19 protein-coding genes are annotated in these 24,492 nt (G+C 47.9%); 13 read left to right on the top strand and 6 right to left on the bottom strand.

Annotation, left to right across the window (positions count from 1 at the left end; genetic code table 11):
- The 8 genes from SGI98_07240 to SGI98_07205 all read left to right on the top strand — a co-directional run.
- The coding region (locus SGI98_07240; GenBank protein MDZ4743199.1) for an AMP-binding protein at positions 1-894 on the top strand (894 nt) is incomplete at its 5' end.
- A gap of 75 nt (positions 895-969) precedes the next feature.
- The gene (locus SGI98_07235) at positions 970-1,278 is read left to right on the top strand and encodes a non-heme iron oxygenase ferredoxin subunit (GenBank protein MDZ4743198.1); all 309 of its coding nucleotides are present in this window, start codon (positions 970-972) and stop codon (positions 1,276-1,278) included.
- A gap of 31 nt (positions 1,279-1,309) precedes the next feature.
- On the top strand, positions 1,310-1,588 hold the full coding sequence (locus SGI98_07230; protein ID MDZ4743197.1) for a hypothetical protein: 279 nt from the start codon (positions 1,310-1,312) through the stop codon (positions 1,586-1,588).
- Positions 1,589-2,045: 457 nt separating this feature from the next.
- On the top strand, positions 2,046-2,945 hold the full coding sequence (locus SGI98_07225) for a TIGR01777 family oxidoreductase (GenBank protein MDZ4743196.1): 900 nt from the start codon (positions 2,046-2,048) through the stop codon (positions 2,943-2,945).
- A 47-nt stretch (positions 2,946-2,992) separates the two neighbouring features.
- Complete coding sequence (locus SGI98_07220; protein MDZ4743195.1) at positions 2,993-3,667, top strand: hypothetical protein; 675 nt, start codon at positions 2,993-2,995, stop codon at positions 3,665-3,667.
- Positions 3,668-3,832: 165 nt separating this feature from the next.
- Complete coding sequence (locus SGI98_07215; protein ID MDZ4743194.1) at positions 3,833-4,837, top strand: PfkB family carbohydrate kinase; 1,005 nt, start codon at positions 3,833-3,835, stop codon at positions 4,835-4,837.
- Positions 4,830-5,366, top strand: coding sequence for an HAD family hydrolase (locus tag SGI98_07210; protein ID MDZ4743193.1), 537 nt, complete (start codon positions 4,830-4,832; stop codon positions 5,364-5,366). The genes SGI98_07215 and SGI98_07210 overlap by 8 nt, the downstream gene beginning before the upstream one ends.
- Positions 5,367-5,381: 15 nt before the next feature.
- Complete coding sequence (locus SGI98_07205) at positions 5,382-6,044, top strand: HAD-IA family hydrolase (protein ID MDZ4743192.1); 663 nt, start codon at positions 5,382-5,384, stop codon at positions 6,042-6,044.
- A 34-nt stretch (positions 6,045-6,078) separates the two neighbouring features.
- Here SGI98_07205 and SGI98_07200 read toward each other — a convergent pair whose 3' ends face one another.
- Positions 6,079-10,965 carry a tetratricopeptide repeat protein gene (locus SGI98_07200; protein ID MDZ4743191.1) on the bottom strand — a complete coding sequence of 1,629 codons (4,887 nt, stop codon included), beginning with the start codon at positions 10,963-10,965 and terminating at the stop codon, positions 6,079-6,081.
- Positions 10,966-11,060: 95 nt separating this feature from the next.
- On the opposite strand from SGI98_07200, the gene ilvB reads away from it, so the two are divergent.
- Complete coding sequence (gene ilvB, locus SGI98_07195) at positions 11,061-12,869, top strand: biosynthetic-type acetolactate synthase large subunit (GenBank protein MDZ4743190.1); 1,809 nt, start codon at positions 11,061-11,063, stop codon at positions 12,867-12,869.
- 84 nt (positions 12,870-12,953) lie between these two features.
- Here the strand turns inward: ilvB and SGI98_07190 are convergent, their stop codons facing one another.
- Together SGI98_07190 and SGI98_07185 are read right to left on the bottom strand one after the other, a co-directional pair.
- Entirely contained in the window at positions 12,954-13,295 is a 342-nt protein-coding gene (locus SGI98_07190) for a roadblock/LC7 domain-containing protein (GenBank protein ID MDZ4743189.1), read from the bottom strand.
- Between the two features lie 3 nt (positions 13,296-13,298).
- The gene (locus SGI98_07185; GenBank protein ID MDZ4743188.1) at positions 13,299-13,574 is read right to left on the bottom strand and encodes a helix-hairpin-helix domain-containing protein; all 276 of its coding nucleotides are present in this window, start codon (positions 13,572-13,574) and stop codon (positions 13,299-13,301) included.
- A gap of 108 nt (positions 13,575-13,682) precedes the next feature.
- On the opposite strand from SGI98_07185, the gene mazG reads away from it, so the two are divergent.
- Both mazG and SGI98_07175 read left to right on the top strand, forming a co-directional pair.
- Entirely contained in the window at positions 13,683-14,477 is a 795-nt protein-coding gene (gene mazG / locus SGI98_07180; protein MDZ4743187.1) for a nucleoside triphosphate pyrophosphohydrolase, read from the top strand.
- 25 nt (positions 14,478-14,502) lie between these two features.
- Positions 14,503-17,262, top strand: a complete 2,760-nt coding sequence (locus SGI98_07175; protein ID MDZ4743186.1) for a glycoside hydrolase family 38 C-terminal domain-containing protein — start codon at positions 14,503-14,505, stop codon at positions 17,260-17,262.
- A 140-nt stretch (positions 17,263-17,402) separates the two neighbouring features.
- Here the strand turns inward: SGI98_07175 and SGI98_07170 are convergent, their stop codons facing one another.
- The 3 genes from SGI98_07170 to SGI98_07160 form a co-directional block, all read right to left on the bottom strand.
- Complete coding sequence (locus SGI98_07170; protein MDZ4743185.1) at positions 17,403-19,070, bottom strand: putative transporter; 1,668 nt, start codon at positions 19,068-19,070, stop codon at positions 17,403-17,405.
- Between the two features lie 172 nt (positions 19,071-19,242).
- On the bottom strand, positions 19,243-20,472 hold the full coding sequence (locus tag SGI98_07165; protein ID MDZ4743184.1) for a 4-hydroxy-3-methylbut-2-enyl diphosphate reductase: 1,230 nt from the start codon (positions 20,470-20,472) through the stop codon (positions 19,243-19,245).
- Between the two features lie 116 nt (positions 20,473-20,588).
- Positions 20,589-21,689 carry an agmatine deiminase family protein gene (locus tag SGI98_07160; GenBank protein MDZ4743183.1) on the bottom strand — a complete coding sequence of 367 codons (1,101 nt, stop codon included), beginning with the start codon at positions 21,687-21,689 and terminating at the stop codon, positions 20,589-20,591.
- A gap of 85 nt (positions 21,690-21,774) precedes the next feature.
- Between SGI98_07160 and SGI98_07155 the strand changes: the two genes are divergently transcribed.
- Positions 21,775-23,058: an N-acetylmuramoyl-L-alanine amidase gene (locus SGI98_07155; GenBank protein MDZ4743182.1), complete on the top strand. Its 1,284-nt coding sequence runs from the start codon at positions 21,775-21,777 to the stop codon at positions 23,056-23,058.
- A 261-nt stretch (positions 23,059-23,319) separates the two neighbouring features.
- On the top strand, positions 23,320-23,775 hold the full coding sequence (locus SGI98_07150) for a hypothetical protein (protein MDZ4743181.1): 456 nt from the start codon (positions 23,320-23,322) through the stop codon (positions 23,773-23,775).
- Positions 23,776-24,492: the final 717 nt, after the last annotated feature.

The raw sequence follows: 24,492 nt of genomic DNA, 5'->3' as shown, positions 1-24,492 counted from the left end.
TTCCATAGCTTTATGATGACGGTCTGCATGGTATTACCCTTGTCGATCGGGGCGAGTATCTTGGTTGTGAAATCGCTTTCCCCGGCAAAAAATATTTTTAAAGAGATCATCAAATACCGGGCGACGATCCTCCCGGCGATCCCCCAGCTTTTCCAAGCGATGACCCAGGCGAAGTTGCCATTTTACTTTAACTGGGTTTTCCCGATCCGTATGGCGATTTCTGGGGCGGCCCCTTTGCCGGCTGAGACTTTGACGCAATTTGCGCGGAAATTCAGATTTCCCCTCCTTGAAGGTTACGGCCTCTCCGAAGCGGCCCCTGTGGTGAGTTTTAATCCGGTTCAAAAAGGAAAACAAAAAGCGGGCACCGTGGGTAAACCCATTCCTGATGTCGAAGTCGCCATCATGGATGAGTCAGGCCAGCCCCTTGCCTCAGGCCAAGTGGGCGAGGTTTGTGTGCGCGGGGATAATGTCATGACCGGGTACTGGAACCAACCGGAGGAAACCGCCGATACTTTGAAAAACGGGTGGTTACATACCGGTGACCTCGGGCTGATCGACGGGGAAGGGTATATCTCGATTGTGGACCGGAAGAAAGACATGTTACTCGTGCGCGGGATGAATGTTTATCCCCGGGAGATTGAAGAAGTCCTTTTACATTATAGCGGTATCAAGGAAGCCGCCGTGGTGGCTAGAGCGGATGACAAAAAAGGGGAGGTGCCTGTGGCTTTTATTTCTGCGAACGAGGGGGTCTCTCTGGATGTCACGGCGATCGGGCGTTATTTGCGCGAGAAGCTCGCTGATTATAAACAACCCCGAGAGATCCGTGTCGTCGAGAGTCTCCCCCGCACAGCCACTGGAAAAATCCTGAAACAGGAATTAAAAAAGAAACTTTGAGAGGATTAAATAGGGGGGGGGTTCTGGATTACTGTGCCTCGAAATTTTTAAACCCTTAATCCACGGCATTATATTATGAGCGAATTCATCAAACTCTGCACAGTCCATGAGCTCCAGCCCGGGCAATGTAAAGGCATCAATATTAAAGGTGAGGATGTCGGACTTTTTAATATCGACGGAGAATTCTGTGCCATGGAGAATACTTGTCCCCACCAAGGGGCCCCTCTCACCCAAGGACCGGTCAAAGACGGTGTCGTGATGTGTCCGTGGCACATGTGGAGATTTAATGTAAAAACCGGGAAGTCACTGACAGCCCCCGGCGCGGATATGAAAACCTACGAAATCAAGATCGAAGGCGAAGACGTTTTAATTAAATGGGATTAACTCCCGGTGCACTGTATTTAAAGGAGGTTTTATGAAATCAGCTTATGAACTCGCCATGGAAAGGTTAAATAAAAAATCACCAACCATTAAACTGAGCGGCGAACAGAAAAAGCAAATTGCGGAGATCGATTCACTTTACAAATCCAAGATCGCCGAGCGGGAGGTTTATCTCGAAGGCCTGATCGTGGAGGCTATTGGAAAAAATGATTATCGTGAAGTCGAGGCACTCAAAAAACAGCTCGCTGGCGAGAAACATAAATTCGAAGAAGAATCTGAAGAGAAGAAAGAGAAAATAAGGGTGAGCAAGTAGTGAGGATCAGTAGAAAAAAACTTTCCCGCTTTTATTATCCTTTTTTTGCCATTCTGGGGGCGGTCTTTATCGCAGTTGTCCTCTCTTGTTATGCGGGGTTGCTCAGTAGTTACATAACGATCAATTATGATTGGAGTTTTGAATTTCTGATGGTCTGGGGGCAGATACTTTTCCAGTTTTTTTTAATCGGGAAAAGGACTTTGACGGAAAAAGTGCGCTATTCCTACCGGTTAATCGGGGTTTCTTTGATGGGGGCACTGATGCTTTTGCCTGTACTTTATATCCATCAGATCCGCACCGTGAGTGGGTTTGCTGCATTATGCTACTTTTTCTGTGTGGTGACGGTTATGTTTTTTTGCCACCAGAAAATAGTCAGACGTCTTTGCCTGCCGGCCCATTTGTGTTATAGTTGGGTCTTGTACAGGGTTTTGATTTTAATATTCATCATTAAATATCCATGAGAAAAATCGTTATTGCCGGCGGGAATGGATTTATCGGGAGATTTTTTGCATCCCGTTTCCGCTCGGAGGGTGTGCAAATCATTGTCATCTCCCGCAGTCAAGGAAATGTGCAATGGACTGATCCAGAGGGTATCCGGTTAGCTTTGGAGAACTCCTCTGTGTTATTAAATCTCGCAGGGCGTTCTGTGGATTGTCGGTATCATGCGCGCAATAAACGTGAAATCCTTGAGTCCCGGACGGAGACAACCCGGCTCCTGGGGCAAACCCTACTCAAATGTCAAAATCCGCCCCTTCTTTGGATAAACTCCAGTACAGCGACCATTTACCGGGATGCCCGGGACAGACCTATGACAGAGGACTCTGGCGAGATCGGGAGTGGTTTTTCGGTGGGTGTGGCGAAAAGTTGGGAGGAGACTTTTTTTTCGTTTGCCCTGCCGATGACAAGGCAAATCGCCCTGCGCATGGCGATTGTTCTGGGCCCCGGAGGTGGAGTCATGACACCTTATCAGAACCTTGTCCGTTTCGGGCTAGGAGGGCCCCAGGGGGAGGGACGACAGATGTTTAGTTGGATCCATCTGGAGGACCTTTACCGGTGTATTTTATTTCTGGAATCCAGACTCGATATGGCGGGGGTTTATAATGCATCTTCACCAAATCCAGTCCCTAATCATGTTTTGATGAAAACACTCCGTGATGTCCTGGGGATGCCAATTGGATTTCCCGCCCCGAAATGGTTACTAGAAATGGGGGCTCTCCTGATCAAAACGGAGACAGAACTCGTGCTTAAAAGCAGGTGGGTGATCCCCAAGAAACTTCAAGAAGCCGGGTTTGTTTTTCAATACCCAAATATAGCTGGAGCCCTTAATCAGATTATTCATCAAAATGCCAGTGAGTGACTAAATAATAGACCAAAACGCAAACCGCTGCTATCTTGCGGGTTAATATGAGTAAAGCCAGTCCATTTGGTCTTGATTTTCCGGTTTGCCGCATCTTTGGGGTGCAAGTTCGTGCGGATATCACCCTGATTTTGATTGGGGGACTCTATGCTTGGAGTTTCGGGGGCATTAAAATGGGATTAATCGCTTTTGTGATGATCTTTGGTTCAGTCCTCCTCCATGAGTTTGGCCATATCTTTGCCACCCGGGCAGTGGGGGGACACTCGGATCTTGTGGTGCTCTGGCCCTTTGGCGGGTTGGCCTATACTTCGGTTCCTCCCCGGGCCTTGGCGAATTTTATTGTAACAGTTTGTGGCCCCTTGGTGAATCTGGTTCTTTTGGGCCTTGGCGTACTGGTCGGTTATTTGGGGTTATGCCGGGGTGATGAAGGACAAGCCTTGCTTGGTTTTTTTATCGAGATAAACACCATGCTTTTGCTATTTAATTTAATTCCAGCTTTCCCGATGGATGGAGGGCGTATTTTACATTCTATCCTGTGGCCTTTTTTGGGGTATGAAAAATCTCTGATGGTATCGGCTTTTACCGGCATGATTGTGGCAGGCGGAATCGCCATTTATAGCCTTCTGAGACAAGATTTTTTCCTGATGTTGATGATGTTGTGGCTTGCCCGATATGCCTTTCAGATTTTCCAGGCGGCAAAAGGCTCGTATCCCAGACAATAATCAATTTGGCCACGGATATAATTTCCCTATTGAGAGGGGATTAAATCAGTGGATATGAGGGTAATTTAAAAAATAATTTATCTTGACTCGTTTTACCGTTGACCAATGAGGGGTGAAACGATTTTATTGGCTGTTTTATCAAGGAGATAATCAAAGGTTATGAAAATGAAGTCAGAACGTGCAAAAGAAATACTTTCGAAATTTAAAAACCAGAAGATCATTGTCCTCGGTGATTTGATGTTGGATGAATTTATCTATGGCCGGGTTATTCGTATTTCGCCCGAAGCACCCGTCCCTGTGGTGGAAGTCACGAAGGAAGTCCGTTACCCCGGCGGTGCATCGAACGTGGCACGCAATTTGCGCGCGATGGGGTGCCAAGTCGATATTATCGGTCAAGTGGGCAAAGATATCTACGCGTCTCAACTCCAAGAGCTTTTACAGAATGAAGGGGTCGGCATCTCCGGGGTCATTACAAATCCTAATACACGGACTGTGGTAAAAACTCGTATCATTGCACGTCACCAACAAATGGTGCGTGTGGACCGTGAGCACCGCGAACGCCTACAAGTGCAAATTGCCGACAAGGCGATTGCAGAATTCAAGTCAAAGATCAAAGAAGCCGACGCTGTCATTATCGAAGATTACGGCAAAGGTTTTGTCACCCAGATGCTTGTTGACCGTGTTTCAAATCTCGTGACCACCCAGAAGAAAATCCTGGCTGTCGATCCGAATCCTTATAACCCGCTTTATTGGCATGAACCGACAGTGGTCAAGCCAAACCGTTTGGAAGCGTTTGCCGCTTCGGGTATTGTTTACAGCGAGCCGGTTGATCCTGTCGAGAAGGATACGGCCCTTGACCGTGTGGGTAAAATTCTTTTGGAAAAATGGCGTCCCCAGCACCTCCTCATTACATTGGGTGACCAAGGTATGGCTTTATTCCAACGCAACAAACCGCTTTACCATACCCCCACTAAGGCCCAAGAGGTTTTTGATGTCACCGGTGCCGGTGACACCGTCATCGCGACCTATACACTAGCCCTTTCCACAGGAGCCACCCCGACAGAGGCTGCTGAAATCGCTAACCACGCTGCCGGTCTTGTCGTAGGCAAGCTGGGTACGGCTGTCACAAACCAAACTGAAATACTCGAAAGCTTTAAGAAAAATGGCTAATCACGCAGTTTTTTTTGACAGGGATGGCACGCTGATTATTGATAAACATTATATCAGCAAGCCTGAGGATGTTGAGCTCCTGCCCGGTGTAACCGAAAACCTCTTGAAACTTCAAAAAGCTGGGTTTCAACTTTTTATTGTATCAAACCAGTCCGGTATCGGACGGGGCTTCTTTACCGAGGACCAGATGCATGAGGTGAATGACCGGATGTTATCCCTTATGCCCGGTGTGAAATTCACATGGATGTATTTCTGTCCTGATACCCCCGAAAATCCACAGAGTAATTCCCGTAAACCGTCCCCGAAATTCCTTTTTCAGGCGGAACAGAATTTTTTGGTGAATCTCAAGAAATCGTGGTTTGTCGGGGATAAGGATATCGATGTGCTTTGCGGGATTAATGGGGGGTGTCAATCCATCCTCCTCGACGGCAAATACTCATCCGAAGCCCATAAGGCCCTCCAGGGTAAAAAGTATTCCACCGTCAAAACAATCGCTGAGGCCGCCGCCATCATTTTAAAAGGTGTCTAAAAAGCAAGGAATCGTATGTCATATCGTCCTGTTTTTCCGGTTGTTTTTTTTGATTTGGACGGGACCCTTGTGGATTCAAGCATGGATATAGCCGTGTCAGTGAACCATGTGCGGCTGGAGCTGGGGATGGATCGCCTTTCTGAATCTTTAATCCAAACCTATATCGGTGATGGGGTGGAGAAACTTTTTAACCGTGCCTTAGGAAGCGAAGATCCGGAGCTTATCAAAAAGGCTATTCATATCTGGAGACCACAGTATGAAAATAGTTGTATGGTGCATACGGAGTTCTACCCCGAGATATTTGCTTTATTGACGGATTTAACTTCCTCAGGGGCAAAGTTAGCCATCCTGACAAATAAACCCCAGCGCCCGACAGAGATTATTCTGGATGGATTTGGCATTCTACACATGTTCTCTGCGGTCGTCGGGGGTGATGCGACTCCCACACGAAAACCAAAACCCGAGATGTTTAACCGTGCGATTGATTTGGCGGGAGCAAAGGCTGAAGAGATTATTCATATCGGTGACAGCCATAATGATGTCAAGGGAGCCCGTGACCGGGGGCTCAAAACGTGTGGCGTGACATGGGGATACGGTGCTCATGATGAGATCAAGGAAGCTGATTATATCGTGAATACGACAGGTCAGCTCCATAAGTTGTTGATTAGAGAAATTTAAGCTTTATTCGACTGATGGACTTTGACAAATGTGTTTAAAGGCTACTTTCCAGTTTTTGTATCTCCTCGAGGAAAACTTTATTTTTATCTGCCAAAATTCGCGCTTGATTCAGATAATCCCGTGCCTTGTCTTTATTCCCCTTCTTGATGAATAACTCGGCTAGGTGGATGGCGTTTTCAGGAAGGGGTTTGAGAAAAAGACTTTTTTCGAGGTTCTTTTGGGCTTCATCAAACCGGCCTTGGAGGAATTCTATCCGGCCGAGGGTATCCAGCACATAGGGATCCTGGGGAACGATTTCACTAGCTTTTTTGGCATAGGACTCGGCCTGATCAAGCTGATTCGTTTCCATCAATAAATAAGCGAGGTTATTTAAGATCATGGGATTCAAGGGTGTCTGATCAAGCGCCAAAAGATAATAGGTAATGGCCTTTTTCTTGTCTTTCGCAGATTCAAGCTCGGCTTTTTGGCTCAGGAAAACAGGGTCTTTAGGGAAGTAACGCAAGCTTGAATCGATGAATTCAGCATATTTACGTTTATCATATTGTAAGAGAAGATTCCCATAGAATTGGCGGACTTGAAGGTTCCGGGGGAATTTATTCATGTAAAACTCGATTTCCCCGAGGGCTTTGAGTTTATCCCCAGTATCAAACCTGATACCGGTAAGGAGCATAATAGCAGTGCCGGATTCAGGATTCAGGAGCAGAGCTTTCTCAGCTGCTTGGACGGCATCCTTATTCTTTTTAGTAAGCAGTGAATAACGTGCTTTCAGCAGATAAGCATTACTATTATCGGGATAACTACGCAGGAGCTGTTCAATGAGAAGGCTGACTTCGTAACCGATTTTGTCCCGTGATACGGCATCATCGGTTTTTTGCATTTGATTGAGGACGATTTCCGCTTGGGCAAATTTACTCTCCAGCGGATATTCGTTTTCGATCGTACTGAGCTCTTTTTTTGCAGCGTCCATGTTGTTTACTGTCCCAAATAGATTGGCCAATGCAATGGACAGGGCAGGGGATTCAGGGTTGATTTTAATCAGATTTTGGATTTCAGGGATCATTTTATCGGCTTCAATTGAACCTTGCAAGCTGAGCAATAATGAACTCACCAGAGGGAAATACTTTTTAATATCCTCGTCTTTTAATACAGCGAGGAGGGCAAATGCTTTAGTTGCCTGGCCGCTATTGATGTATAATTGGGATAATAAAAGGTTTTTTTCAGTTTGTGGCAGGCTTACATTTCCGGACTCTAGGAGCTTTTGTGCGGCGTCCGTGCCGAGAGATATCCGGGCATTATCAACCACCATTTTTGCCGATGAGAGATTCTGGGCATTCTGAAGGAGTGTGAGGAAGGCCTTAAAGGCTTCATCAGGTTTATTATCCATGGCTAATATTCTGGCTTGGAGTGCCTGGAGCAGAGGGGAGGTTTTGACCATCACATCATTTTCAGCCAGGATTTGTTTGGTCAAAGGAATATTCTGGGAACTCAATACGGTTTGAATGTAGTTAGACAGCGTTTGGGGTGTGGGCGAAAGGTTAAAGGCACTCTGGGCATCTTTGAGAGCTTGATTTACCTCGTCATTATTCATGTAATACAGCATCCGCATGGTGTAGAGCTGTGCATTTTTAGGGAATTTCCGGATGGCCTCATCGATGATATTCTGTGTGTTACGGGATTGGCCTGTCATTTGGTAATAATCGGCGAGTTTTGTGTAATAAGGCAGGAAATCAGGATTTTGCTTGAGGGCCGTACGGATGGAATCGATCGCATGATCGGTTTTTCCCCGTTGGAATTCCAAGTCAGACCTCATGAGTATCGCCTCGGGGAAATTTGGGTTTGATTTGATGGCTTTGTCGATGGAAGGAAGGATGGACCCGACAGAGTCATTTGCCGCGAGCTTGAGGCGGGCCAGCTGTAAATAACTACGAGAATCGGATTCGTTGCTGGCGAGGTGGAGGGCGAGGGCTTCAATCGCTTGGTTCAGAGCATCAGACATTTCTTTTTTGCTTGGGGCATTGAGGGCTTTATTTTGGTAGGCGAGGGATTTTTCGACGAGGAGAAGGTTTTTATCATTCAGTGATTTTTGGCTTTTATCAATGATTGAAAGAGCCTCGTCGAATTTTCCTGAGAGGATGAGAAGGTATACGTATTTTTCGAGGATATCGAGGTTGTCCGGTTTTTCCTTGGCTAATGTAGCGTATAAATCCAGTGCTTCTTTCGTTTTTCCAGTTGCCGCTAGGACTTGTGCTTTAAAAGCCCTTTGAAAAAAAGGCGATTTTTCATTGATGATATCAATGTTTGCAGTCGCCATGGCCTCGTCGGTTTTGCCTTCCTTTAAAAGCATGAGTGAGAGGGATTGTGTGTTTTCAATGAATTCCGGGGCCGCATCAGCGATTTTCTTCCGGATATTCATGGCACTTTCAGAAGGCAGTTTTGCTTGTTGGATCGAGAGGAATTGGGCAAGGTAAATGGTATTCTGGGGATCTTGTGTGAGAGCGCGTTTAATATACCCTAGGGCGGCATCATCCTGTCCATTGCGGAACTCAATATCAGCCAGTAGGGAGAGGGCTTGAGCGTTTGCAGGATTAATGTCGATGGCCTTTAATAGGTGTTTTCTGGCGTTGGCGTAATCCTTTTTGCCGAAATCGAGTTTAGCAAGAAGAACAGGGGCTTCTGCATGGTTCGGATGCTTCCTTGTAATACCTTCAGCCACAGACCGGGCCTCATCTGCTTTGCCTTGGGCATTAAGGATGACGGCTTGAAAGTAAGCACCACCGACACCATCACTATTATTTTCACGGGCCATATTCAGGATTCTATTTAATTCTTCTGTATTTTTTGTGGCGAGTGCTTGGTCGAGTTGGAGGGCTAAGAGTCCGGAGTCCGAAGGGTACTTTTTGTATCCTTCATCCAAGACAGCCATTGCCATCTTGCTGTCGCCCCAGATCATATAGGTTTTGGCTACTTCCTCATAAGTGTCGGCACTCATGGTATTCCCTCGGAGATTGGACAGTGTGGTTTTTGAAAATTGCCAATCTTTCATCCCAAGTAAGTGTTTAAAGAGGTTACTGTAAAGGGGAGGTAATCCGTTTTGATCAGCTTTATGGACTGCTTGAAGGCAGGCGGCTTGATCATTACTCAAGAGGATGAATATCTTTAGGGCCTCTACCCTGGCCGGGTTTGATTTAAGTATTTCACTAATACTCGATAAAGCGGCGGATTGATTTCCGATACGGGACTGGGCGGCGGCTTTTTTCTGGAGCAATGAGGCTTTTTGGTCGTTTGCCGTGACTTTTAATAAATCATCATAGACTTTAATCGCCTCAAGGTTTTTGCCTTTTTTCATCAGGAAATCGGCTTGGATTTCTTTTACGGCAGGATGGTTTTTTTCGTCCGCAGTAAAGGAGTTAAGTTGATTCTCCAGTACATCATATTCATTGGTTTGCAGGAGTAATTGTGAGAACCGCAGGCGCACGGGGAAATTAACCCCCTGCGAAATAATTATTTTGCGGTAACGGTCTTTGGCATCCCCAATGAGGCCGAGGTTAATGGCCGATTCAGCCGCCAGGAAGAGGCGTTCACTTTCCTCTGCCCCTTGGAGGGGAGGGATTTGATCGGCCAGGCTCATGGCTTGCTGGAAGTTTCCTTTGATAAAAGCGGTTTTCGCCTGTAACAGTGCGAGCTGGGAGGGAGTCAGGGCTTGGGCTGCGTCGCTCAGCAGGCCGGGAATTGTATTCAGGAGGTCGTCCTTTTGTTTTTGATCAGGCGTGCCAGCGGCCTTTTGGATCAGGTAATTCGCATACTTATAGGCAGCGTCGGCACGAATCACATTCCGTTCGAGCCATTCCAACGGGGGGAGTGGGTTTTTGGCGTTGAGCGTCTCTTGAATCATGGATAATGCCTCATTATTTTTCTCGGACTGCAAGAGGTACAAGGCGTAATCAGCTTTGAGGGTGATATTATCAGGATTCAGTGATATGACTTTTTGATAGTACTTCGTGATTTGTGCATCCTGGGAAGGGTTTATCCTCTGGGACATTTTTAATAATGATCCCAGATCGATGAGTTCTTGGACCGGGCAATTTGCTAAGTCCGTTTTTTGTGCCAGATCATTTATTTTGACCATAAACTCGGCGGGGATCAGTTTTTCTGTGGCGATTTGAACTGATAAATTTTGAATCTTGAATGTCAGGGAGTCCGGATGGTCGGTTGTAGCCTTTTCTGCTGTTTCAAGGGCTTGTTTTTGGAATTTTGATGCTTTTTCACGGTCTTTGTCAGCATCCATTGCAAGAGCCAAAAGGGATTGAATCCGCACTTGGATAATTTCCTTGTCTTGGTTAGTCGGTGATTCGGGAATGTCTAGGTCATTATAGAGTCCGAGCAAAACGACTGATTTGTCAGGAGCCTTGATCCACTGGCGGGAATAAAAATCAGACAGCGCTTTATATTGGCGTGCGGGTAAATAATCCTTCTTTTTTGCCAAGACACTGGTACATAAGCCGCCAAGATTTTGCCAAGCCACAGGATTAGCCGCTTTTCCCTGTCGAATCAGCAGATCCGATATCCGGCGCAATAAATTCACATTATCGATATTTCCGGAAATCGAACTGGAAAGGATCAGCGCAATTTGCTGCATGGCACTGGCTGCTTGTTGATTGGAGGTGACAGGGGTGACGAGTAATTTCTCGCTGATCGCTAATGCGTCCGCTTCCGGAATGTACCCCAGTCTCGATGATTCGATCCAGAGTTCGGCTGATTGATTAACATTTCCGGAGTACAGTGTAGCCCGGGCTTGGGCTTGGATGGCTTCTGGGCCTCGGCTCTGTTTTTTCTTTTTATAATATAAATACCCTCCGCCAATTGCTAAAATAGCCACCAGTAAAAGGGTCAAAAAAGAAAAAATAAGGATTTTTTTATTCATAATAAAAATCTTTGGTAGGGGTAATATTCCAAGATAAATCCCTTGTCTTCAAGACATGAGATAGTTATGTTTAATTTTCAACATAAAATCAAAATATGGCAACTAAATCCTTACGTAATAAATCTGTTCCGGCGAAAAAAGACGCGTCGGCTCGTCTCCAGCAACCCATGCGCGGCTGCGACATTGTCGTCTCGGCCCTAGAGCGTGAAGGCGTAGAGGTCATTTTTGCTTATCCGGGTGGCGCCAGTATGGAGCTCCATCAAGGGCTCACACGTTCCAAAAAAATCCGCACAGTCCTTCCCCGTCATGAACAAGGGGGAGTCTTTGCAGCAGAAGGATATGCGCGGGCTACGGGTAAGGTGGGCGTGTGTATGGCCACGAGTGGGCCGGGAGCGATGAATCTTTTGACGGGTATCGCTGATGCTTTCATGGACTCGATTCCCATGGTGGCGATTACGGGCCAAGTGCCCCAGCACATGATTGGTCGTGGAGCATTCCAAGAAACAGACGTTTTCGGGATGACCCTTCCGATTGTTAAACACAGCTATCTCGTGACGGATATCAATGATATTCCCCGGATTATCAAAGAAGCTTTTTATATAGCTTCCTCCGGGCGTCCCGGTCCCGTTTTAGTGGATATTCCAAAAAATATCCAACAGACCTATACCCGACCTATCTGGCCCGATAAAGTTGAATTACGTGGTTACCATTTGCCGCCTCCTCCGGATGAACTTTCCCTAAATGAAGTCGTGGGGCTTATCGAGCACGCGAATAAACCGATGATTTATTGCGGGGGTGGGGTCATCTCGGCTAATGCTAGCAAGGAACTCACGCAATTTGCGGAGAAAACCGGTATTCATGTGGCTACGACCATCATGGGCGTGGGAGCTATTCCTGAAAATCATGCCTTGTCACTAAAATGGCTCGGGATGCACGGCACCGTGTATGCGAATAACGCTGTGAATGAGGCCGATTTGATTTTGGCCATCGGTGTGCGTTTCGATGATCGTGTGTGCGGGAAGTTTGAAGAATTCGCCAAGAATGCGACAATCATCCATATCGATATCGATGCATCCGAAATTAACAAAAATAAATTCGCCCATTTTCCGATCAATGCCGACCTGAAAGCGACCTTGAGCAAATTGATTAAAATGGTTCGTCCCGGCAAATATGAGGAGTGGAATAAGCAAGTTGCCGAATGGAAGGCGAAATACCCGCTGAAATTCAAACTTACTGATGAAGTGATGTCGAATCTTTATATCAAGGATTTCCTCGGGGGCGATATCAGCGAGGTGATCATGCAGCAGCATGTGATCCAGCTGCTGAGTGAAATGACTAAGGGTGAGGCCATCATCACCACGGGCGTGGGCCAACATCAAATGTGGGCAGGACAATTTTATACCTATAAAAATCCCCGTTCCTATATCACGTCTGCGGGGGCGGGCTCGATGGGGTATGGGTATCCCGCCGCATTAGGCGCCAAAGTAGGGCGTCCTGATAAACAGGTGATCGATATCGATGGTGACGGCAGCTTCATGATGAATATCCAAGAGCTGGCCACTGCGCATATTGAAAAAATCGCCGCAAAGGCGATTATCTTAAATAACCAACATTTGGGAATGGTGGTGCAGTGGGAGGATCATATTTATGATTCAAACCGTGGACATACTTATCTGGGAGACCCGGATTTCCCCCATACGATTTATCCGGACTTTATTACCGTCGCCAAAGGGTTTGGGGTGAAGGCTGAACGTGTCTTTCATAAACGTGATTTGAAAGCCGCTTTGCAGAGGATGCTCGATTCTGAAGAAGCCTATCTTCTCGATGTTATTGTGCCTTTCACCGAGCACGTGATACCGTTCATTCCGGCTGGCAAAACCTACAAGGAAATTATTACCGAGTAAGGGGCTGACACTTTTTCCGACAAACAAAAAACCCGCGCAATTTGCGCGGGTTTTTTTGTTTTGAAATGAATCGAAGGGCGGTGATTACTTGGTCAGTGATGTCTGGGGTAATTTCGCAAGGATATCACTGACGATTTTATTAATGCGTCCGGATATTTGGCCATGATCATGGAGGACCACGAGATAAAGTTTACCTTGATGGAATACAGTCATCAAGTGGCCTGCTAACTCGATGGACATGGAGTGGACTTCCTTATAAGGAGTTTCTTTCAGTGAATCCTGAGCTTGTTTCAAACAGGCTGAGAGGGAAGCCCCGATCATGTCAGCGGGTAAGAGGGGATTAAAATCGCGTGCAATGGGGAGGCCGTCATCCGAACAGAGCATCGCCCCCGAAAGGGTGGGTAGGTTGCTGATGAGTTTAATCACATCTTAGAAAGTGAATTCACTAGCCCTGCCAAGCTTGACGATTTTTTTAATGTTATAACGAAGGATACAGGAATCTGCCTTTTTCCGGGAGAGGCCAGTCAGCTTGATAAAGGCATTCCGGTCTACATCAGGAACTTCCAAGATTTCGCTTATGTGGTAGAAGGCTCCTTTTGAATTTCTAAACTCAACAACATTTTTCGAGATATCGTCGGAGAGTCCAGTAAATTTACTTAAGTCTTCGGCATTGCATGAATTGATGTCCAACGTCGTCTGGCTCATATAGTTCAACTAATTAATACGATATTTGACACGCGGTAAAGTGTAAAAAATATTTTCTATGAAAAAAATTATTGAATCCCGTCCTCTTTCTCGCAGTATCACCTCTTGATGAACGAGGAAAAACGCCCCATTGACCGCCTTCTAGAGATTATGGACAAGCTCCGTGCCCCTGAGGGTTGTCCTTGGGACAGGGAACAAAACCATCAGACAATCAAGAAAGATTTGATTGAGGAATGTTATGAATTAGCGGAAGCCATCGATATGGGTGATGATGACATGCTTCGGGAGGAATTGGGCGATTTGCTCCTTCAGGTCGTTTTCCACGCGCAAATCGCGAAGGAGGAAGGCCGCTTTGACTTTGAGGCTGTCGCCAAGGAAATCGGGGATAAACTCGTCCGTCGCCATCCGCATGTCTTTGGGGAAGTGCGGATTGATAACTCAGAAGCTGTTCTCAAACAATGGGATGCGATTAAAGCCGTGGAGTATTCAGGCAAGGAGGGGGCCGCCCAGAGATCCTCGGCTTTGGACGGGATTCCCCGTGAATTACCCACTCTCCTGAAGGCGGAAAAAATCCTGAAGAAAGCCGGAAAAGTCGGATTCACTTGGAAAACCCCGGAAGCCGCCTTGGCAAAATTTGAAGAGGAAGCCAAGGAACTCGAAGAGGTCATAGGCTCCAGTGATGAAGCCGCGGTCAAGGATGAACTCGGGGATGTGCTCTTTACTTTGGTGAATATGATCCGCCTCAAAGGTTATTCCGCCGATGATCTCCTCGCTGCGACTATCCGGAAATTCGATGAACGTTTCCGTATCCTTGAAAACCATTTGAAAGAACAAAATCAGGATTGGGACGATTATTCTCTTGATGAAATGAATAAACTCTTCAAAAAACTTCGTAATTCTTGATGGTACCTTCAGAAATGGACTCGTTATGAAACAGACAATACACATTATTTCACACACTCACTGGGACAGGGAATGGTATTTGCCTTTCCAATCATATCGCATGATGCTCGTTGATAATATCGACCGGGCGATGGATATCCTCGAAAATGATCCCGCTTTCCGAGCTTTCCACCTCGATGCCCAGACAGTTGTCTTAGAAGATTATCTGGCTATCCGCCCGCAGAATCGTGAACGCCTCGAAAAGCTGATCCAGGCCGGGCGTATCCTTGTCGGACCTTTTTACCTTTTGAATGATCAATGGCTCGTATCAGGTGAAGCGATCATCCGCAATTTGCTCTTGGGCCGTGCTATTTGCGTAGCCTTTGGGGGTAAACCCATGCCGGTTGGTTATGTCGCGGATAATTTCGGGCATAACTCCCAAGTGCCCCAGCTTTTGGCCGGGTTCGGCCTAGACAATGCTGTCCTTGGCCGTGGAATCACTCCTGACAGTGTGAACGGGAAAAGTGAATTCATCTGGGAAGGGGCTGATGGCACCCGTGTCCTCACCCACATTATGGCCGGCTGGTATAATAGTGCCTATAATTTCCAAGACGATCCCGTTCAAGCCCTCGAATATGCAAAGAAAGTCCATTCCGTGCTTGGGAAATTCGCCAGCGGCTCCGAGATGATGGGGATGGACGGGTGTGACCATATTTTTGCCAAGCATTGGTTGCCGCGCATGATTGACGAGGTGAATAAACACCTTGGGGACACGGTACAATTCAAACACAGCACCATGCCCGAGTTTATCGAGGCCTTAAAGAAAACGGTTCCTGCCGATTTAACCCTTTACAAAGGGGAGTTACGCGAAGAGTTTTTTGCGACGATCGTTCAAGGCACTTTCAGTGCACACCCAGAGATTAAATCTCGCAATAACCAGGCCCAACGATGGATGGAGCGTTACGCCGAGCCCTTAAGTGTGATGAGTTGGATGAATGGTGGTTGTTACGATGCCGATTTCCTCTGGCATGCCTGGCGCAATTTGCTCCAGAATCATCCCCATGATTCCATCTGCGGATGCTCGGTCAACCAAGTGCATAAAGACATGCTCCAGCGTTTTGACGCCGTGGACGATATCGCCGGGAACCTGAGTACCCGCGGGCTCCAGCAAATTGCGGTGAACTTAGAACCTGTTTCCGCCGATGGGGTTCAAAAAGGCCTGCTCCTGTATAATCCGGGCGGATCAAAATTTGAAGGTTCACTCCGGGTGAAATTCCTCTATCCGCTGAATGAAATGATCGGGCATGCAGAGCCTGAGAATCTCGCTAAAATGACAAAAGAGATTTTTCCGTTTGAACCGTTTGAATTAATCGATTCCACTGGGCGCCGGGTCAAATACCAGATCATTTCGCGCAGGGACGGGGGCCGCCGCCGCAGTACGAGCCCGTATATGCTGCCCGATCAGCGCAAGGCGATTGAATTCGAACTTGCCCTCGAAGATGTCGGGATTCCGGCCCTCGGCCATGAGTTAATCCTCTGGAAATATGTCGAGCCGGTCAAACAAGTGGCCATCGGGGCTCCTCCATTTGAGGATCGTCCGTTGCGCGTGGCTCATGTGTCCGATGAGGTAAATGTGATGGAAAATAAACTCCTCCGCGTCGAGATTAACCCAGATGGGACGCTGAATTTACTCCAGAAGGATACTGGCTTCCGCCTCGAGAAAATCCATTATTATGAAAATGGTGGTGAGGCAGGTCAGAGTTATGATTATTTCAAATCCAAACGTGATGTTATTTATACCACGGTGGGCACTCCGGCTATTATCAGCCTGACGATCAATGGCCCGGTTTATGCCGAATATCATGTGCGCCAGGAATTCCGCGTGCCCCGACGCAAGGACGGGGACGGGCGTAGTACCGATCTTTCGACCATTACCCTCGATACATGGTTTTCTCTGGCGCAAGGCCAGCGTTATGTCTCGGTAAAAACCAGGATCACTAATCCCGAGGCGATGGATTTCCGGCTGCGTGTGATGATTCCCACGGACCTGAAAGACGCCCTCGAGCATGATTCTGAGACGACTTTCGATATTAGCCGACGTTTGATCAAAATCCCTGAGAACGCCCGCATGCATAGCGGTTGTTGGCACTTTAAATCATTTATGAGTGTCACCGATGGAAAACGCAGTGTGTCTGTGCTGAACCGTTCCTTAGCCGAGTATCATGTCGAGAATACCCCGCGCAAGGAAATCGGGTTGACCCTCCTCCGCGCCACTGAGGCGGTCTTTGGCGCAATGTGGGGAACTGAAGGGGTCGATATTGACCGTTTCGGCACCGGGGTTTACGAGCATGAATATGCCATTTGCCCGCACAGGGGTGATTGGAAAGAAGCGGCCATCCTGCCCTTGGCTGATAGTTATCAAGCCCCGGCATTCTACGGAGTTTTCCCAAAATCCCTCATGAAAGGAAATTTGCCCCACGGCTACAGTCTGGCCGATGTCGCGGATAACCGTCTCAGGATCACCTCCCTAAAGAAGGAAGAAAACGGTGATGCCGTCATTATCCGGATCGCTAATTTTAGCGCAGATACCGTGGATGCAGAGCTGCTTCTCGGACAGGTCCCGGAGCAACTTGCCCGTGTCCGCCTCGATGAGACCGACCCCGAGCAAATTGCCCCCGCAAAATCGGTGAAATTGTCTTGGAAACCCAAACAAATTATCACCCTTCGCGCAAAATTTTCGAACCTCCCGGTATCCGGTGGTGACCACGGGCACACATTCCCATTCACGCAGGATTTTCTCGTGTGAAGCTTTTCTAAGTACGGGAAATGAAAATAGTGTTTTAGAAAAACCGCAGATTTGCACAGTTTCTTTTTACGGGAAATATCCGGTGGAGTCCGGGGTTATGAGCTTGGTCTTTTGTGAGGAATGGGAGGGGATTAAATCCATCAGTTCAAAAACAGGATCACCATGAGTTGTGTGGACAAGACGCGGAGGATCATGGTGAAGGGATAGACGGAGGCGTAGGAGAGGGAGGGGGTGTCTGAATTGGTCATTTTGTTCGCAAAGGCTAAGGCGGGGGGATCGGTCATGCTCCCCGAGAGGATCCCGCAGATGGTGACATAATTCATTTTCATGAGACCACGGGCGATAAATCCGATGATGAGGAGGGGGACCAATGTGATGATGGACCCGTAGATAATCCATATCCAGCCGCCTGCCAGGATCGTCGAGACGAAGCTGTGGCCGCTTTTGAGTCCGACACACGCGAGGAAGAGGGTGATCCCGATTTCCCGGAGCATGAAATTTGCACTGATGGGCATGTAAAAGCTCAGTGGCCCGAGCCTGCCTAAACGACTCAGGATCAGAGCGATAATCAATGGCCCGCCAGCGAGGCCGAGCTTTACCGGTGCAGGAACCCCCGGGAGACTAAATGGAATCATACCGATAAATACTCCCAAGGTAATCCCGAGGAAAAGGGGGATCAACTGGGGAAGGTTGAGTTGTTTGGGGGAATTCCCCACAGTTTGGGCAAATTGCTCGATGTCTTTTTCGCTGCCGACAGCGAGGACCGTGTCGCCGAATTGCAGGCGGATATTTGGACTGGCGGTGAACTCCACCTCGGCTCGACTAATACGGGTAATGGTGATCTGGTAATTCTGGGTAAAGGCGAGCTCACTGACGGTTTTTCCGGCGGCGGAATGTTTTGTAATGACAATCCGGATGGAAGCCAAGTGGCTGGCGACAGATTTCAGGTCGATATCCGAGGGTTTCCCGACGATGATTAGGAGTTCTTTGAGTTTTTCTTCTGGTCCGACCGCATGGATAATGTCACCGGTTTTTAGCGTGGTTTGGCCGTTAGGGACGATGATTTTGTCATCACGCATGAGGCGGGAGATGACGACTCCGAGTTGTTTATAAGCAGGGATATCGTCGATGGCGCGTCCGTCGAGGTTATGGTTATCGATCACGATATTGAGGCGGGCAATGGTCTTTTTATTCTTTTCGAGGTCATCGACGATTTCGCGGACTTCCCCATGGATATTCACCTTGAAAAACCAGCGTACGAGGAACATCGCAATAATAATCCCTAAAATCCCCATCGGGTAAGCCACAGCATAACCCATGGCGGGGAGTTGGCCCATCTGGTTAGTAAAGTCCGGACTGAGGTGCAAGGCTTGTTGTGCTGCACCGAGGGAAGGGGTATTGGTTGTGGCCCCGGCGAGGATACCGACGATGGCGCTGAGTTCGGCCCCGCTGATTTTATAAATAATCAGCGCGATGAGCCAGCCGGTGAGGACTACTCCGCCGGCGAGGAGATTTGAGCGCAGACCCTGGCTTTTTAGGGAGGAGAAAAAACCGGGGCCGACCTGGAGCCCGATGGTATAGACAAAAAGGATCAATCCAAATTCACGCGCAAAATCGCTGACATGTTCATTGAGTTCCACCCCGAAATGTCCGAAAAGTAAACCGGAGAAAAGGACCCCAGCGATCCCGAGGGTGATCCCGGCGACTTTAATATTACCCAAATAAAGTCCAACAGAGGTGAGGAGAGCTAAGATAAAAACGGTATGGGCTGCACCTTCCCCAAATAACAGGTTATGAATAATTTCCATCAGATTCCTTTCTGAGGGAAAACGATATGTTTTTCTGGTAAAGGTTACCAATTAAACATTTCGTTTGTGGCATTAACCATGATGAAACAAGTCCGAAATGTATCTTTTTTCTTGCTTATTCCTGTCTCGTTTAAATCAAAAAAACGATTTTTATTCTTTTCTGGAGGCTTGATTAAGCGGGGATAAGATCATCGACTTTGACACCGCGCATGGACAGCAAACGGATAATGACATCTTCGATCAGGTTATTTGGGCAGGAGGCACCGGAAGTAATCCCGACGACGACGTCCCCTTTCGGGAGCCAATCCATAGTATCGATTTCATCTTGTTTATGATGGTCGAAATGGATGATTTTCTCTTCTGAAACAATGCGGCTGGCATTCCGGATAAAGTAAGTGGGCAAGATCGCTTCCCCCATTTCAGCCAGATGGGAGGTGTTCGAGCTATTATATCCACCGATCACTAGGAGAAGGTCCATTTTGCCTTTAAGCATTTGCTCGAGGGCATCCTGACGTTCCTGAGTGGCCCCGCAAATGGTATCAAAAAAACGGAAATGTTTGGTTTCTTCGGATTCACCATAACGGTCGATGACCGCTTGGCGGATGCGGCGTTGGACTTCCTCGGTTTCCCCGCGCATCATGGTCGTCTGGTTAGCGACACCGACGGCTTTGAGATGGGTCTCGGGATCAAAACCTTTTGAGTAAGCGCCTTCAAATTTCTGGAGGAATTCATCTTTAGAACCGCCATTGCGGATATAATTACAGACATAATCAGTCTCAGAGAGATTATAGACGACGAGGTAATGGTGGCCATTTTCCGTGGCGCGTGAGCTCGTCGCAAGTGTTTCTTCATGCCAGGCTTTTCCATGGATGATGCTGGTAATTCCTTCCGTGGCATTTTGTTTCACCCGGCGCCAGACACTCATCACATCGCCGCAGGTCGTATCTACAAAACGGCATCCTTTATCCCGGAGCTTATTCATGATCGCGACCTCAGCACCAAAGGCGGGAATAATGACCACATCCCCTTCTTTCAGGTCTTCTATGTCAGCCTTTTTGGCTTTCCCGGACAAGGGCCGGATATCCATTGCTGCCAGCTGCTCATTGACCTCGGGGTTATGGATGATTTCACCAAGGATGTAGAGGGGTTGCTCTTTAAAAACTTTGCGGGCGGCATACGCCAAGTCAATGGCGCGTTCTACGCCGTAACAAAAACCGAATTTCTTTGCGAGCTTGATCTTGAGTCCGCCGGCTTGCAGGGATGAACCGGAATTACGGAGTCGTTCCACCGTCTCACTGCGGTAATGTTCCTCCACCTGTTCCTTCACCGCATCCATGACATCAGGAGTGCGCAGATTGACCTTTTTTTGCGGAGAGGGAGTATGAGTGGTGGTTTCTGACATAAGTAAGGGTTAATTTAACAAGATTTCATGATTCGTCGAGAATAAGATGGTTTTTATCCTGTTTTCAGTGGGGGGAGTGTTTGTTTAATCGTTTTAATCATTTGGCCGACAAAATCTTAAGCCTTTGGTTGTTGTTGGGTGACACAGTGGAATGCGCCCAGTCCCCATATTAAATTCGTACAATCAATGCCGACCACGCGCCTTGTCGGGAAAAGTTCCTGTAAAGTAATGAGGACTTCGATGTCGTAGTCGCAACCATAGATCGGTACGAGCACCGCTTCGTTTCCGATATAGAAATTTGCGTAACTGGCCGGCAGCCTTTGTCCATCGTGTTCAAGCTTTGGCGGCATGGGAAGGGAAATGACGCGGAAAGGATTCCCGTCTTGGTCATGGGTCGTCAGGAGTTTCTCATAATTAGCCATGAGCGGTTGGAAGTTTTCATCCGCAGGATCATATTCGACGGCCGTGACGATGGTATTTGCCGAGACGAACCGAGAGATATCATCGATATGCCCGTCGGTGTCATCCCCGGCGATCCCGTCCCCGAGCCAGAGGATATGTTTCACCCCGAGGTAATCTTTGAGCTGCTTTTCGATTTGCGCCTGTGAAAGGTGGGGATTGCGGTTTTTATTCAGCAGACAGGATGTCGTCGTCATAAGTGTGCCCATGCCATTGACTTCGATGGACCCTCCCTCCATGACGGTGGGGTTTTTGAAAAGGGGTAATCCTAAGAGATCAGCGACTTTGCTGGGGACATCATCGTCCAGATCAAAAGGGGGATACTTACCACCCCAAGCATTATACCCCCAATCCACGACCGCTATGGGATCAGGGGAGTCGGGGTTCTTCACGAAAATCGGGCCGTGGTCGCGGCACCAGGGCTCATACGCCGGGAAACGGTGCAGGAATATACGGGGATGTGAACCGTGGGTTTTACCGGTGGAATCGGTGAAGGAGAGTTTATCCGCGCGGAGGAATCCCCAGATACTTTCTTCATGGGTGTCGTCAAAGGTATTTACATGGACTTCTTCACCCTTGATGAGTTCCCGGCACATGCGTACCCAGTAGGCGGGGATAGGATCGAATTTATCGGGGAAACTGATGCCGTCAGGCCTAGGCCAGCTCAGCCAGGTGGCTTGGTGGGGTTCCCACTCGGCGGGCATGGAGTATCCCAGCGATGCTGGTGTCACTTTGGATGGATGTAATTTTGCGGTCATGGTTTTATTTGCGTAGAATCGAAAAGGATTTTTCCCAATCTAGCAAGTTGAAGATTGTGTCGATTGCAGATAAGCTCCCCCCTAGATGATAAAAACCCTCACCAAGGCAGTCCGCTTTTCACTCTATATTTTGATTGTTTCCACAATCACTCTGGGCGCTTTTGCCGCCGGACAAAAAAAAGAGCCGAGGAAACTCAGTATGCTGGCCGATCCCCCCGTCTGGTCGCGTTTGGATGCCTACCAAAATACAATTACCCGGTCAGATTTTGAAAAACTCCTCAATAAAGTGTATGCGCCTCGTGGCACCGCCGCGCCCTATATGGAAATCTCTGATTCCGGCGCAAAAATCCTCGCCGAAGACGGTCATTATTATGAAATTGGATTCGCCCCGGACTCCGCCGCCCTCACCACGAATCCCCGCTATTGGAAAGTCCTGCGTGATTACCGTTCTCCCAACCCCGAAAAACCCCTCGAAGGCCTGACCATCGCCATCGACCCCGGTCATATCGGCGGGAAATATGCGATCATCGAGGAAAGATGGTTCCAGCTCGGGGATGATCGACCGGTGACGGAAGGGGACATGACTTTACAAGTGGCCAAATTAATGGTTCCCCAGCTCGTTGACCTAGGCGCGAATGTGATTTTGATCCGCGATAAAAACGTGCCGGTCACCAGCACTCGCCCGGGGGATTTGCGTAAGGAAGCGCGGATGGAGTTCCTCTTGAATGGGGTGACAAATCCTTATGAGAACTATAAAGGGATGAATGACCCTAAGAAACCCCGCTCGATCCAAAGCATGAGCGAATTACTTTTTTACCGGGCGAGTGAGATCCGGGCTCGCGGCAAGAAAGTCGAGCAAACAAAACCCGATCTGGTGTTGTGCCTACACTTTAATGCCGAAGGATGGGGGAGGGCAGATAGACCCCGCTTGGTGGCGGGCAGTCATTCCCATATTTTGATCAACGGTGCTTACAGTAAAGGTGAATTGTTTCAGGAGGATATCCGTTTTGAGATGTTCAAAAAACTGATGGGACAAGCTTATTATGATGAGGTGGTCCTTGCTGATTTTTTAGCAGGAGCAATGCTGAAGGCCAATGGACTCCCGCCATTCACTTATCACGGGAGTAATGCCGTGAAAGTCGGGGAGAGCCCTTACGTCTGGGGGCGCAATTTGCTCGCCAACCGCATTTACGATTGCCCGACGATTTTCCTCGAACCTTATGTCATGAATAACAAAACGGATTATCTCAGGATCCAAATGGGCGATTACGAAGGCACCAAGATGGTCGAGGGGACACCCCGCAAAAGTATCTTCCGCGAATACGCCGACTCCACTGTCGAGGGGCTTAAGGCCTTTTTTACAAGGTGAGTTTTATAGCAGGGGCAATCTTCATGCCCCTTTGTAGCAGATTCCCCCTCTACGTTAGAAAATGGATGACGGACTACACGAGTAGGGTTACACCCCATATCTCGAAGTAACATGTCGGCGTACGTTTGGTGAATGAGAGACAGCCGTTTCACTGGAACAAACCAAACCAATCCTGACTGCTCTCCTCTGCATGGCCTTCTCACGAGATGTAAAAGATAATTTATCCGTTAGATAACAACCAACCAACCAAAGAAAGTTCCTATGAAAATAAACCACACAACCACCTTAATCATGGCTTCTGTCATCTCACTTGTGGCAACTGCAAGCCTATCCCACGCCACCACTACTATGGACACTACCAAGGGTGAGCGAATCACTTTGCGTGGTAATAACTACATGGATAATGAAAATGATAAGGGTGCCACTCGCATGACATCGGACAGTGATTCCGCGAGCCTGACAACGCTCAATGATTTTAAAAGCCTGAAAAAGGGTGACCGGATTTCATCCTGGTGCCCGATGATGAATAAAACCTATGTGACGACAGTCCGCGATGTCGATAGCAAGGGACATGTTAAAATCAAACAAACAAAACGAGGAATGGTCATTAAAGGCTGCAACGTTATTTTGCAACGCCAACCCGGCGGAAAAGAAGTCCAATCCATGATGGTCTGCCCGGATGGAAAATTGAGACCCGTCGAGTGCTCTAGAATTTAATTAGCGTGAAGCAGCCATGGAAACCAATTTGTTTCCATGGCTCCACCTCAGAAAAAACAAAATGGACTCTTCAGGCATTTCTGTGGGACATACTTTAAGTAATTTCAGAGTGCTGAGAGCCCTACGGGTAAGGACTTTGAGACGTAAACATTGTGCATCTCTGACTCCGTATGATCGGATTAGAATGACTCCAGGTATGCATCCCCAAGATTACTCTTCCACGAGATTGGATAAGGCCCACTGCTGGCAGATACACCCGTATCACCTCGCTCCTACGCTGCACTCTACGTGGACAACCGCGCTCAGATGATCCTACGGAGCAAGTTGCTATCCGATTATGGTGAGGGCCGATGGAATATGAGCTTGCCGCATCAAAACCTTCCCAGCGTGGTCCCTACAAAGCCCGATATCAGCACTGTCTCTCTTATGGGAAGCAGAAGAGGAGTGGCCTTTTTGCTCATGGCCGCGCGCAACTTGCGCGTGCTCTTTGTTAATCCTTTCCTTAGTAAGAGGTCCTTCGACAATCACCGACAAGCGGCCGCAGGCGTGGGGGGTTCGCTCACGTAGCCTTGATTTCAATTCTCTTTACCTATTTAAAAAAATCACTCCATCTTCTTTAGCTTCGGAGGTGGAGCTTTGCTGGTGATGACCCTGCTCTATACCTCCTGGGCAAGGGGGGGGGAGAGAGTAACATTTCTTAAGGGTGTAGTTTTAGGG

The organism is Verrucomicrobiota bacterium, from assembly GCA_034440155.1.
Taxonomy (GTDB): domain Bacteria; phylum Verrucomicrobiota; class Verrucomicrobiia; order JAWXBN01; family JAWXBN01; genus JAWXBN01.
The sequence above is the reverse complement of the archived record's forward strand: the minus strand, read 5'-3'. Positions and strand labels throughout refer to the sequence as shown.